We start from the raw sequence: 13,730 nt of genomic DNA, 5'->3' as shown, positions 1-13,730 counted from the left end.
TGTTGATCTTTTTTTATCTCTTAACGTTCTGATAATAGCCAATTTAGGTAAATATGCTATACTTGCCGAATTAATCTTTAGATATATGGAGAATCGCAAGAAATGATGGATACAATCCGCACAGCTGCAAACCATATTGTAGTTAAAATTATTTTTGCAATAATTATTTTATCATTTATATTCACAGGGATAGGTTTCTTTGGGTTTGGGGGCGGCAATAATGCGCGTGATGCTCAACAATACATTGCAAAAGTTGATGGAGAAGGGATAAATCGAGCACAATTTGAAGCTCAAGTAAGGGAAGTTACTTCAAGTTCAGCGGGTGACCCTGCTTTTATCAAACAACTTCGCCGTAATGTATTATTTTCACAAATAACGAATTTTTTATCTTATAAATTTGCCGAGCAGTTAAATGCAAATGTTAGTAATGAAAGAGTCAAAGAATTCATCAGACAACAACAAGTATTTTTTGAAAATGGTAAATTTAGTAATAAAAAATATTTAGAACTGCTTTCAGCAAATGGCTATACACCTGATGGTTATGGTGCAAGCTTGAAAACCTCTTTGCAACAACAACAAGTCATTAATGCGTTAGTAAACACCAGTTTTGTATTACCTGTAGATTCTGAGTTAGCCAAGCTCCAAGATCAAACTAGGACAGTTTACACATCAACTTTAAGCCCTGAAGTAGTAAATATGGATGATGTTAAAATTACTATTGAAGATGAAAAAAAATATTATGAAGAACATAAGAGCGAATTTTATCGGAAAGAAAGGGTTAAATTTAACTATATTTTGAATAATAAATCTAATTATATAGATAAAATTCGTATTAGTGATGAAGAAGTACAACAACAATTTAAAAAAAATAAAAAAGATTATTCCTTTCCTGAAAAACGAGCTTATAGTGTAATTTATGTCACTGATAAAGAACAGGCAGATGATATTATGAAAGATCTATCATCTGGTGGTAATTTTGATTCTATTGTCAAAACGGTTAATCAGAATGCTAGTATCACTCCGTATGGAAAAAATGGTTCATTGGGATGGTTTACTATAGATGATTCTTTACCTCAAGCATTTAAGGATGCTAATTTAAAAAAAGTTGGACAAATTTCTAAGCCGATAAAAGTTGATGATGGTTATGTTATCGTCAAATTAGATGATATACAAAAATCAAAAGTTATGGATTTTGATTATGCAAAACATATGATTACTTCAAAGCTAGAAGATGAAAAATTAAATGCTATGTTTGATTCTGTTGAAAACAAGATTCAGGCAGCAGTAAATAAAAATCCTAATTCGTTAGAAGCCATTGCAAAAGACTCTGATTTACAAATAGTTAATTCAGATTGGTCTTATTATAATGATATTACTACAATCTTACGATATCCTGAAGTTAGGGATGTTGCATTTGGTGATCAAATGATTATTGATGATCAAGCAACAGGTAACGTTTCAGAAATGATAACTGTTGGCCAAGGCATTAATATGATTGATTTTATTATTCAAGTTGTTGATTATCGTAAGGAAGGGATAGCGCCTTTTGAAGAAGTCCAAGATGAAATTAATAAGAAACTTTATCAAAATATTGCTAACGAACGTTTCACATCGACTGTAGATAATATATTAACGCAATTAAACGAAACAGGTAGTTCGCCAAATGTAAACTTTTCTCAACGTTATAAACTTACTCGGGACTCAAAAGTACTGAATACGAAAGTTGTTGATATGGTTTTTGATTTGGTGCCATCAGTCACATCTAAAAGAGTTTATGGCGTTCAATATTTAGATGATAGAAGTGCTGCTATTGTGGTATTAACTGATGTAAAAACACCTAATGAACAGAAAGATATCTCGTCTGAATTATTACCATTATATATCAATAATATATATTATTATCTTACTGAAGATATTCGTTCCAAAGCTAAGATTGAAATTATGCCAGATGCAAATTTGTGATCCACATCATAAATTAGTGCAAAATTCAGCAAAAATGAAAAGTCACTTCGGTGACTTTTTTCATTTATGAAATTAATAAACCTTTAACATTTGATTAAATGAGATAGTTAAAAAGCATATTAATTGCATAACTATTTTTAAGAGGTTAATCAAATGAAACTATTTTCAATTTTTTGTATTTTATTATCAAGCATCACTTTTTCCGGTTTAAGTTTTGCAGATAGCCCACCTAATGAAGTAACTAAAAAGGAACAGCAACAAATTATACAAGTTAATATTAATACAGCTACAGCAGAAGAGTTAGCTAAAGTTTTAACAGGTATAGGGATAAGTAAAGCCAAAAAGATTGTTGAATATCGTGAAAAATTTGGGGCGTTTGTATCTATCGAACAATTGAAGGAAGTTTCCGGTATTGGTCAAGCAACGTTGGACAAAAATGTAGGTAAAATAGCGTTATAATTTTATTTTAAGCCGCCGATTTTTAATATCGGTCGGCGATTATCACATATTAATTATTGATAGGATCAATATCAATACTCCATCTTACTTTTGATGTTTCATTCCATTTTTCTATATCAATAATAAGGTTATCTAAAATTAATTGTAATAATTGCCTATTTGTGTGTTGTAACAAAAGTTGCCAGCGGTAATATCCTGCCTTTTTAGGTTGATTTGCTGGCATAGGACCAAGTTGCCATAAGGAATTATCACCATACTCTTTCAATCTGTCATGAATAAGTTGCAAAAACTTTTGTGCATGATGATTATTGCGATCAGCTGCCCGAATTAATGCTTGATAACTGAATGGAGGTAATAACGTTTGTTGACGCTCTTTTAAGGCTTGTTTAGCAAATTCTTGATATCCATTATTTAATAATACATTTAATAATGGATGCTCAGGATGATAGGTTTGTAATATTACTTCTCCTGTTTTTGTTTCTCTGCCAGCTCGTCCTGACACTTGAGTATAGATTTGAGCAAATTGCTCTGTAGCTCGAAAATCACTCGAAAATAAAGCTCCGTCGACATCTACAATGCCAACTAATGTTATATCAGGAAAATGATGACCTTTAGCTAAAATTTGTGTGCCAACTAAAATATGTGCACCACCTTGCTGAATACTTTGTAAATAATTCTCTAATGCTCCTTTTTTAGCTACTGTATCACGATCAATGCGACTTATTTTAGTGTTAGGAAAAAGAAGCTCAAGTTGTTTTTCTAATTGCTCAGTACCAAACCCAACCGGTACTAAATGAGTTGAACCACATTTTGGACATTGTTTTGGAATTGCTCTTGGTGTATCACAGTAATGACAACTAAGTTTTTGTGATTGGTTGTGAAAAGTATATGGACGATCACAACGAGGACATTCCGCAATCCAACCACAATCATGACATATTAATAAAGGTGAATAACCACGCCGATTTAAAAATAACATAACTTGATTATTATTGTGTAAATGGATTTTTATTTGTTCAATTAAGGGTTGTGATAAGCCAGCTACAAGTGTTAAACCTCGAATATCTAAAATAGATTGCTTTACAGGTTTAGCATGACCTGCACGTTTTGTTAATTGTAACAATTGGTATCTATGATTTTTAACATTATTTAAAGTTTCTAATGAAGGCGTTGCAGAACCTAATAAAATAGGGATATTTTTAAGTTTTGCACGAATAATTGCTAAATCACGAGCATTATAACGCCATCCTTCTTGCTGTTTATAAGAACTATCATGCTCTTCGTCAACGATAATCATGCCTAAATTTTTAAATGGTGTGAAAAGTGATGAACGGGTACCAACAACAATAGCATTTTCTCCATTTTTGCTTCTTAACCAAACAGCTAGTCTCTGTTGATTAGTTAATCCAGAATGTAGAATATCTATTGGAGCATTAAATCGTTCTTTAAAACGTTTAATTGTTTGTGGTGTAAGGCTAATTTCAGGTACCAATACTAATGCTTGTTTACCTTTAGCTAATACATTAGATATTATATTGAGATACACTTCAGTTTTTCCTGAACCAGTGACGCCCTCTAAAAGAAATACTGCAAAATTATGACGATGATTATTTACTGTATCTATTGCATAGAATTGTTCTTGATTTAATTTAATCAAGTTTGGATTTGCAGAAAAATTTGTTTGCCACATTATATTATCTGCTTGGACATTTACGCGTGTTATTAGTTTTTTTTTCTCTAATTCATTATAGATAGTAGTGCTTACGTTGATAGAATCAACAGTATTGTCTCTAAATGATGATAATAATAATTTTTGTTTTGGTGTCCGTGATAATGCGGTCAGATCAATATTCTCTCCTAATTCAGTTAATTGCCAATGTGTGATTTGAGTTTTGTTAGCTTCGCGTCCTTGCCTTAATAAAACAGGCATCGCATGAAATAACACTTCACCAATTGGATAATGATAATAACCTGCCGCCCAATTTAATAATTGCCAGATATCTGGGGTAAAAAGAGGTTCGCTATCAATAATTGTAGTTATATTTTTTAAACTTTTAATATCAATATTTGTTTGCTGATCTATTTTAACAATAATACCTATGGCATTGCGGGTACCAAATGGAACTTTCACCCGCATTCCAATTTGGGCGGGCTTGGTTAAATTATAATCATAAAGTTGGTGAAGTGGTACTGGTAAGGCAACATGAGCAATAAGCATTGATAATCACAACTATATTTAAAGAGAGTAATATTGTACGCAGTTTTTATTTAACTCGCAAAAACATACCAAATTTATAGATGATTTGAAAGGTCAAATCAAACTAATTTTTTATATGTTCTGGTAATGATTAATTTAATCAGGTGAGTAGCTACTTGTAAAATTTTGCTATCTTGGATATATTCTAAAGAGTTTATAAATTTTTTAAGGAATCAAAAATATGCCCGAGTCATTTTCGCATATTAATCAGCGTGGTGATGCTCATATGGTTGATGTTTCAAATAAACAGCTAACAATGCGACAAGCAAGCGCAGAATCATTAGTTTTAATGAATACCAAAACACTTGATATGATTATCGAAGGTAAACATCATAAAGGGGATGTTTTTGCGACAGCAAGAATTGCTGGTATTCAAGCTGCAAAAAAAACTTGGGATATTATTCCTCTATGCCATCCGCTTTTGCTCAGTAAAATTGAAATTAATATTGAAGCTGATCGAATAAAAAGTTGTATTCGAATTCAAGCTACCTGTCGATTAAACGGGCAAACAGGTGTTGAAATGGAGGCTATGGTAGCAGCTTCAGTTGCTGCCTTAACTATTTATGATATGTGTAAGGCTGTACAAAAGGATATGGTTATTACGCAAGTAAGATTATTGAATAAGAGTGGTGGTAAGTCTGGAGACTTTATTGCCAAGGAACTAGATGAATAAAATTATTTTTTTTGCTCAAATTAGAGAGTTAGTTGAAATTGACAGCATTATCTTAGATGCTAATCAAGTTTCTATTTTGGAATTGCTTGAACAACTCAGCAAACGTGGCGATAGGTGGGCTTTAGCATTCAAAGAAAGAGTTATTTTATGTGCCGTGAACCAAGTTTTGGTTGATTCTGATTATATTATTCAGGCTGGCGATGAAATTGCCTTTTTTCCTCCTGTAACAGGTGGTTAAAACGATGGATATTATTAAAGTAAATGAAGAGTCAATTGATAATAATCAGTTAATTAATTGGCTTTCAGAATTACCCCAAGATGGTGCAATTGTCACTTTTATGGGTAAGGTTCGTTGTTTTGAAAAACAGACATTGAGCCTTTATTTAGAACATTATGCAGAAATGACAGAGAAAGTATTAGCTAATATAATCGCTAATGCTCGAAAAAGATGGCAATTAAGTCGAGTTGTGGTAATACATCGAGTTGGGGAAATTAATGCTAATGAGCAGATCGTATTTGTTGGGGTAAGTAGTGCTCATCGTGCCGATTCATTTGCGGCTGCTGAATTTATTATGGATATTTTGAAAAATGAAGCTCCATTTTGGAAGAAAGAACGAACCATTGATGGTGATAGCTGGGTTGAAGCAAAAAAAACCGACGTAGATGCATTGAAAAAATGGAATTAATCCCTATTTAATATATAATACGATAGTTTATATGGCATTTTTAGGAGAGATAAGGAATGGCAAATTTTTCGCCGAATGGTTTGATTAATGAACAAGCTGGCAGTCGTGTACAAACATATATGAGCCATGTATATGGTTGGATGACTGTTGGTTTATTATTAACAGCTTTAGTTGCTTGGTTTGCATCAAGTAATCTTGCACTGATACAATTATTATATAAAGGTATGTGGGTATTGATGATAGCGGAACTGGCATTAGTTTTCGTTATTTCTGGCATGATTAATCGTCTTTCTGGCGCTGCCGCAACGACATTATTTATGCTTTATTCGGTTTTAAATGGTTGTACCTTTTCAATCTATTTTCTAGTTTATACTTCATCGTCAATAGCAAGTGTGTTTTTTATTACCGCAGGTATGTTCGCAGCTTTGGCTTTTTATGGCTATACTACTAAGCGAGATTTGTCTAGTTTCGGTCGTTTCTTATTTATGGGATTAATTGGATTAGTCATTGCATCATTAGTGAATATATTTATGCATAGTGAACCATTGATGTGGGCTATTACCTATATTGGTGTATTTGTTTTTGCAGGACTAACTGCTTACGATACTCAAAAATTGAAAGAATTAGGTGACGGTTTACCTCAAGACGATCAGAATATATTTAGACGTTATGTTATTTTAGGTGCATTACAACTTTATCTTGATTTTATCAATTTATTTATTATGTTATTAAGAATTTTTGCCGATAGACGATAATGGTTTGAATCTAGAAAGAGGGCTCAATTAGAGCCCTTTTTTGTTAATATTTTATTAGTATTTATCTAGATAATGCTAACTTGTTAAAAAGTTTCAGGAAAGCACTACGTTTCAGTATAAAATACTGTAAGATTCTTTTGATGTTAAGTGAATGGATGGTCTACTAGTGAGTACTATGAAAAAATTATACTGTTTTGTTTTAATAAATATCTTCATTTCATCTCTTATTGCAGTACGTTTCTTTCTGGTTCCTGATGTAGCGTTTTCTTGGCTTGGTAGCACATTTTCAGTGTTTGCTGTACTTGGACATTTTTTTTCAGTATATATATTGTTTTTTTTATTCTGTATACCAACATTGTGGTTAAGAAAATATTTATGTCATGCCATTCTTGCTATTTTATTTAGTTTTATTCAAATAACATTATATGTTGATACAATTGTTTTTCAGCAATATCGATTCCATATTAATGAATCTGTTTTATCAATGGTATTATCAGGTCAAATTGTTGATTTTTCTATAACGACATATTTGTTAATGCTGGCGCTTATTATCGTTTCATTTTGTGTTGAATATCTTGTTATCTATATTATTGATTTCAAAGTATCTAAACCTCATAGTAAATCGAAAGCAATTTTATTATCCACACTGCTATTAATTGCTTCTTTATTTATTAGCCAGTTTGGACATATGGTTGGTTTTTATTATGCTTATTCTCCAATAATGGTTGTGAAAGAATATATTCCTCTTTATCGTCCATTGACTTCAAAAAAAATCATGAATATTTTTGATAAGGAAGGTGCGCGAAAAGTTGTTTATGATAAAGATAATATTAATGCAACTGTAGATTATCCTAAAAATCCGTTAGTGATTAACCCAGAAAATAAAAAACTTAAAAATATAATATTTATTGTTTTAGATTCATGGAGATATGATACTTTTAGTAATGAAATCTCACCAAATACTTTTCAGTTTGTTAAGAATAATAATGGCGTGATCTTTAATAATCATTATTCGACAGGTAATGCAACGCGTACGGGTATTTTTGGACTTTTTTATGGTATTCCAGGTACTTACTGGGATTCATTTTTACGTGGTAGCATTCCGTCCGTATTTATTACAACTTTACAGAAAGAAAATTATAATATTGGTATTTTTACATCAGCTAAAGTTACTGCACCTGAATTTGATCGAACTGCGTTTGTTACTATTGAAAACTTAAGAATCAGTAGTAAAGATGGCTCAGCATCTAAACGGGATAAACAAATCACTGATGATTGGTTAGAATGGTATAAATCGCGAGATATCTCAAGACCAACGTTTTCTTTTTTATTTTATGATGCGCCTCATGCGTATGATTTCCCAGATGATTTTTCAGTTAAGTTCAAACCTATTGGCGATCTTAACTATATGACATTGAACAATGATACAGATCCTTTGCCGATTTTTAATCGTTACAAACAAAGTGTCTATTATGATGATTATTTATTACAAAATATTTATGATGAACTTATTAAATCAGACTCTTTAAATGATACATTGTTAATTATAACAGGTGATCATAGTCAAGAAATGAATGATAATAAACTAGGTTTTTGGGGGCATAATGGTAATTATACTGATGCACAAACTAAGGTACCTTTTATTATTGTTGGTGCGACAGAGTTAGGCAATTTGATAAATAACAGTAATAAATTAACTAACCATGAAGATGTTGTCCCATCCCTAATGAAGCATTATTTATATGTTGAAAATGATATAAAGGATTATTCTACCGGATATGATTTATTTAAACCTATAACTGATCGTAATTGGTTATTAATGTCTAACTACAGTTCTTATGCTGTTAGAACAGCAGATAATATCTATTTTGTTAATAGAATTGGTATTAGTCGTTATATGGATATACATAATCGTGAGGTTAACGAGGCACCAAATTACCAAAATATTCAAGAAGCGATGAAAAATATGAGTTATTTTTTCAGCCAAAGAAAAAATCATTAACATATTAGAACGGAATATCTAGCAATAAATGAAAAATTCTATCCGCCATATTGGCGGATAGTGATATAAATTAACGAACATCAGCACAATTTAAGCAATAAATATAACGATTTTGGGTGTCGTTAAAATTATTCCATAAAGAGATATGTTGTTTTAGCTGTTTTGCTTCGGGAAGATGTTCAAATAATATCTCAGCTGTTGATTGAGGTAAAATAGCTACCATATCTGAATATAATGCATTAAACCAATTTACTTCAGATTTTGGCCAGTCAATTTTATAATCAGTTAAATTTGCTAATGTTGCAGCTATTTCAACGGCATCATCAAAATCACCTAACTTATCAATAAGCCCGATTTTGTCTGCTTCTGCTCCTAACCAGACTTGACCTTGTCCAATTTTATCTACTTGTTCTGTTGTCATTTTTCGCGCTTTTGCTACTAGCGAAATAAATGTTTGGTAGCCATTGTTGATGTTCATTTGAATTAATTGGTTTGTTTCTTCAGGCAAGTTTTTAGTTAAATTATTGCCTGCCAATGGTGATGTACTTACTCCATCACTATAAACACCAATATGAGATAGAGAGTTTTCAAATGTTGAAATAATACCGAAGATACCAATAGAGCCTGTAATTGTGTTTGGACTTGCAACAATATAATCAGATTCAGTTGAGATCCAGTATCCACCTGATGCAGCCATTCCTCCCATAGAAACAACGACAGGAATTTGATAACTACGTAAAGCTTCTAATTCACTACGAATCGCTTCAGATGCATCAACACTACCTCCAGGGCTATTTACGCGTAATACTACAGCTTGTATATTTTGCTTATCTAGGTTCCTACGAATTTCTTTAAGTTGCTGAACAATGTCTTCGCTTCCTGCTACATTATTGCTATTTTCACCATTGGTGATAGTACCATTGACAAAGACAACAGCGATAAGTGGAGTATTACTCTTATTATTATCACCAACTAATTGTTCATTTTCTGATTTAAGTTGATAATCGTAAATACTAATTTCATGTTGATCAGTGAATTCTAATTCATATTGATGACTTGAAGCAATAACATCAACTAAGCCATTAGATAAAGCATATTGAGCCATATTACCATTAGCTGCTCTTAATTCTGATAGCATTGTTTCAGGTGCAGGCACTAATTGTGAATTGGCCTTTTTTCGTTGTGTTGAGATATCATTAAGGTAATTATCCCACATATGAGTTAACCAACGAGTTGTATTATTTCTCGCATCTTCCGACATGTCATCACGAGTAAATGGCTCAATGGCAGATTTATATGTCCCTACTCTGAAAACATGCGTATTAACTTTTAAATTATCAAGTAGAGTTTTATAGTATAAATTGTTAGCTGCTAATCCATATACGTTGACTGAGCCAAGAGGTGTTAGATAGATTTTATTGGCATAACTGGCTAAATAATATTGGCTTTGATTATAACTTGTGCCAAAAGCATAAATTGGTTTTTTAGCTTCTTTAAATCTGGTTAAATACTTGCCCACATATTGTAAAGAGCTTAGATCGGCACCAACAAAATTATCTAACTTTAAAATAATGCTTTTAATATTTGGATCGGTGGTTGCTTGGGCAATTTTTTGAGTTAATACGAACAAACTATTTTCGCGGGAAGTGTTGATTTTTTTACCGTAAATTTTATTTTGCAGTGCATATATTTCATCACTGTAATTTGTGTTATCAACAATAACACCTTCAAGATCCAAAACCAATGAACCATATTGAGGAACTGTATCTTGTTTTTGAGCTTCATTTATTAAGCCAATACCGCCTAAGATAAGCAGAATAATAACTAAGAATATCAAATTAAGAAACGTTTCTCTTATTACATTAATCACTTTCCAAATAGATTTTATGACAGATAATGCAGACATAATAATTAGTCCTTGTTAATAATAACTTTAGTTTTTCGTTTCAATATTACGTTTTTTGAAATATTTTTTATCTTCAAATCGTAAACATGTCAGTTTTCCGCCCCAACAACATCCAGTATCAAGTGCATAAACATTTTCTGGTGTACCTTTACCATTTAATGCAGCCCAATGCCCGAAAGCAATACTATATTGTTTGGGTATTTTACTTGGCAATAAAAACCAAGGTTTAAGTTTTATTGGCGCTTGCTCTGGTGATTTTTTAAAATAAAAATCTAACCGACCATCTTCATAACAAAAACGCATACGTGTTAGCGCATTGGCAATATAACGTAGGCGATCTAATCCTTGTAATTCTGATGACCACTCATCAGGAAAGTTACCATACATTTTATCTAAAAATAAGGGATATGAATCACTAGATAGCATAACATTCAGATCGTGAGCACATTTTTTTAGTAATTCAAGATCCCATTGTGGTGAAATACCTGCATGGGTCATGATTAATTTTAATGATTCATCAATTTGAACCAATGGCTGTTTACGTAGCCAATTCATAAGTTCATCATAATCGGGAGCATTGATGACTTCATCTAAATTATCTTTCTTTTTAACAAGTGTAACACCAGCATATACTGATAATAAGTGCAAATCATGATTACCCAAAACCAAACGAATTTTCTGGCTATGTTGCTTAACAAATCGTAAAACATCTAATGATTTAGGTCCTCGGGCAACCAGATCCCCTGTTAACCATAAAGTATCTGAAGATGAGAATTTTGCCTTTTCAAGTAATCGCATGAATTCATCATAACAACCATGAATATCACCAATGAGTAAATTTGCCATAATATTATTTCCATGCATTTGCAAGTTGGCAATATTGTTGCACGGTTAGATTTTCAGCGCGTAAATTTGGATCAATATTGAGTTCAACTAATTGTTCGGCTGTAAACATATTGCCTAAACTGTTACGGATCGTTTTTCGGCGTTGATTAAATGCTTCAGTTGTTACACGAGAAAGTATTTTGACATCATTTACTTGATAAGGTTTTTCTTTATATGGAATCAACTTTACAACCGCAGAATCAACTTTTGGTGCTGGTTTAAATGATGTTGGAGGTACTTCTAATACTGGAATAATTTGGCAAAAATATTGGGCCATTACACTTAATCTACCATAATCTTTACAATTAGGTGCGGCGACAAGTCGAGTTACTACTTCTTTTTGTAACATAAAATGCATATCAGTAATGATATTGGCATATTCAAATAAATGGAACATCAACGGTGTAGAGATATTATAGGGTAAGTTACCAAATACTCTTAATGGTTTACCTAATTGTTGCTTTAATTCATTAAAATCAAATGTCAGAGCATCTTGTTCAATAACTGTCAATTTATCACTTAATAAAGGATTATCAATCAATCTACTGGCTAAATCTCTATCAATTTCTACAACCGTTAAATGGTCAACGTATTTACTAACTGGAATAGTTAATGCAGCTAGTCCAGGACCAATTTCTACTAGAGCTTGATCTGCTTTAGGCTGTATAGCTGCAATAATGCTTTCAATAATATAGTCATCGTGTAAAAAATTTTGTCCGAATCGTTTACGGGCGAAATGCCCTTGGTGTACACGATTATTCATGCTTATCTTCACCTGTAATGTTAATGTAGGCATCGCCTTTTAATTCTTGAATCCACACTTGAGCTTCCTCACTAAATTTACGATTGAATATTAATCGGTAAGCCCGATCTTGTTTAACTGCATTTGTGCCATCAGTTTGTTTGGTATCGAGTAGTTGAATCAAATGCCAACCGAAAGATGATTTAACTGGCTGGCTGATTTCACCTTTTTTTAACCGAACTAGGGCATTTCTAAATCCACTGTCATAGACATCAGGGCGACTCCAACCTAAATTTCCTCCATTTTCGGCTGAGCCAGGATCTTCGGAATTAGCTTTTGCAGCTGCTTCAAAACTTATTGCACCACTGATTATTGATTTGCGAATATCATTCAACTTTTGTTTAGCTATTTCGTCTGTCACCAATACATTTGTTTTAATTAAAATATGGCGAGCATTCATTTCTTCAATAGTATATTTTTGGGGAGCTTCTGTACGAGTATCATCGACTTTCAAAATATGTAATCCAACGCCAGAACGAATTGGACCAATAATACTGCCTTTCGGTGCTCTAACAAGCCGTTCTTCAAAAATAGTTGGTAGTTCGTTGAGTTTATTCCAACCCATATCGCCACCTTTTAAAGCGAAATCATCATTTGAATATGTCGTTGCTAATTTTGCAAAACTTTCACCTTTTTGTGCCCGATTTATAATATCATTTGCTTTGTTAATTGCAGTGTCAATTTGTTGTTTAGATGCTTTTTCTGGTACTGATATTAGAATATGACTAATTTTGACATCTTTATTGTTGGCTGGTTGTTCAGCAAGATTTTTAGTCAATGTTTCAACTTCTTTTTCTGAGATTTTAATTCTAGGTCTAACCTCATTCATTCTGGTCTGTTCAATTAACATGTCATTATGAATTCGCTCCCGATAACTGCTATAACTAATACCCATTATTGAAAGTTGACTTCTGAGTTCATCAATCGTCATACCGTTTTGATCTGCAATTCTGGCAATAGCATTGGTGACATCATCATCATTGATTGTGATCTTGGCTTTCGCTGCTTTTTGTAAAATTAAATTTTCAATAATTAAGCGATCCAGAATTTGTTCTCTTAATACTTTATCATTAGGTAGATTGCTCGCATCTGTACTGGCCTTAATAGTTTTTAACATGTCGTTAATATCACTTTCCAAAATGACATTATTATTAACTACTGCAGCTACTCGTTCAATAACCTTAGGTGCGGCAACGGTTGATAATGGAGTAAGTAGTCCTATGGTTAAACTTAAATTTAAAGTAATCAATAGTTTTGTTAGTTTCATATTTGCGCTACTCATATTGTTTGTTACAGTATAAATATTACTGTATTAATTTAATTAGTTATATTAAGTAAAATTA

The 13,730-nt window shown here is 32.2% G+C and carries 12 protein-coding genes; 7 read left to right on the top strand and 5 right to left on the bottom strand.

Annotated features, from left to right (window positions below; translation table 11 throughout):
- Window positions 1-102: 102 nt before the first annotated feature.
- Entirely contained in the window at window positions 103-1,962 is a 1,860-nt protein-coding gene (locus tag H3S88_RS01065) for a SurA N-terminal domain-containing protein (RefSeq protein ID WP_198226315.1), read from the top strand.
- Window positions 1,963-2,115: 153 nt separating this feature from the next.
- Window positions 2,116-2,421 carry a helix-hairpin-helix domain-containing protein gene (locus tag H3S88_RS01060; protein WP_198226317.1) on the top strand — a complete coding sequence of 102 codons (306 nt, stop codon included), beginning with the start codon at window positions 2,116-2,118 and terminating at the stop codon, window positions 2,419-2,421.
- A 49-nt stretch (window positions 2,422-2,470) separates the two neighbouring features.
- On the opposite strand, the gene priA is transcribed toward H3S88_RS01060, so the two are convergent.
- Window positions 2,471-4,639: a primosomal protein N' gene (gene priA, locus H3S88_RS01055; RefSeq protein ID WP_198226319.1), complete on the bottom strand. Its 2,169-nt coding sequence runs from the start codon at window positions 4,637-4,639 to the stop codon at window positions 2,471-2,473.
- Window positions 4,640-4,859: 220 nt separating this feature from the next.
- Here priA and moaC point away from each other — a divergent pair, with 220 nt between their 5' ends.
- From moaC to H3S88_RS01030, 5 genes are all read left to right on the top strand, one after another.
- On the top strand, window positions 4,860-5,351 hold the full coding sequence (gene moaC / locus H3S88_RS01050; protein ID WP_039128171.1) for a cyclic pyranopterin monophosphate synthase MoaC: 492 nt from the start codon (window positions 4,860-4,862) through the stop codon (window positions 5,349-5,351).
- The gene (gene moaD / locus H3S88_RS01045) at window positions 5,344-5,589 is read left to right on the top strand and encodes a molybdopterin synthase sulfur carrier subunit (protein ID WP_039128173.1); all 246 of its coding nucleotides are present in this window, start codon (window positions 5,344-5,346) and stop codon (window positions 5,587-5,589) included. The genes moaC and moaD overlap by 8 nt, the downstream gene beginning before the upstream one ends.
- Before the next feature lie 4 nt (window positions 5,590-5,593).
- Window positions 5,594-6,037: a molybdopterin synthase catalytic subunit MoaE gene (gene moaE, locus H3S88_RS01040; protein ID WP_198226321.1), complete on the top strand. Its 444-nt coding sequence runs from the start codon at window positions 5,594-5,596 to the stop codon at window positions 6,035-6,037.
- Between the two features lie 56 nt (window positions 6,038-6,093).
- A complete protein-coding gene (locus H3S88_RS01035) occupies window positions 6,094-6,792 on the top strand; it encodes a Bax inhibitor-1/YccA family protein (protein ID WP_198226323.1) in 699 nt (232 codons plus the stop codon).
- A gap of 175 nt (window positions 6,793-6,967) precedes the next feature.
- Window positions 6,968-8,794 carry a sulfatase-like hydrolase/transferase gene (locus tag H3S88_RS01030; RefSeq protein ID WP_198226325.1) on the top strand — a complete coding sequence of 609 codons (1,827 nt, stop codon included), beginning with the start codon at window positions 6,968-6,970 and terminating at the stop codon, window positions 8,792-8,794.
- Window positions 8,795-8,864: 70 nt separating this feature from the next.
- Here the strand turns inward: H3S88_RS01030 and sppA are convergent, their stop codons facing one another.
- The 4 genes from sppA to surA are packed head-to-tail and all read right to left on the bottom strand — an operon-like array spanning window position 8,865 to window position 13,654.
- Window positions 8,865-10,700: a signal peptide peptidase SppA gene (gene sppA / locus H3S88_RS01025; protein ID WP_198226327.1), complete on the bottom strand. Its 1,836-nt coding sequence runs from the start codon at window positions 10,698-10,700 to the stop codon at window positions 8,865-8,867.
- Between the two features lie 27 nt (window positions 10,701-10,727).
- Window positions 10,728-11,546 carry a bis(5'-nucleosyl)-tetraphosphatase (symmetrical) ApaH gene (gene apaH, locus H3S88_RS01020; protein WP_198226329.1) on the bottom strand — a complete coding sequence of 273 codons (819 nt, stop codon included), beginning with the start codon at window positions 11,544-11,546 and terminating at the stop codon, window positions 10,728-10,730.
- Between the two features lie 4 nt (window positions 11,547-11,550).
- Window positions 11,551-12,348, bottom strand: a complete 798-nt coding sequence (rsmA, locus tag H3S88_RS01015; RefSeq protein ID WP_198226331.1) for a 16S rRNA (adenine(1518)-N(6)/adenine(1519)-N(6))-dimethyltransferase RsmA — start codon at window positions 12,346-12,348, stop codon at window positions 11,551-11,553.
- Window positions 12,341-13,654, bottom strand: a complete 1,314-nt coding sequence (gene surA, locus H3S88_RS01010; RefSeq protein WP_198226333.1) for a peptidylprolyl isomerase SurA — start codon at window positions 13,652-13,654, stop codon at window positions 12,341-12,343. Before surA ends, rsmA begins: the two co-directional genes overlap by 8 nt.
- Window positions 13,655-13,730: the final 76 nt, after the last annotated feature.

Source organism: Gilliamella sp. B14448G11 (assembly GCF_016101765.1).
Lineage (GTDB): Bacteria > Pseudomonadota > Gammaproteobacteria > Enterobacterales > Orbaceae > Gilliamella > Gilliamella apicola_N.
This window is presented reverse-complemented; position numbering and strand designations above follow the sequence as displayed.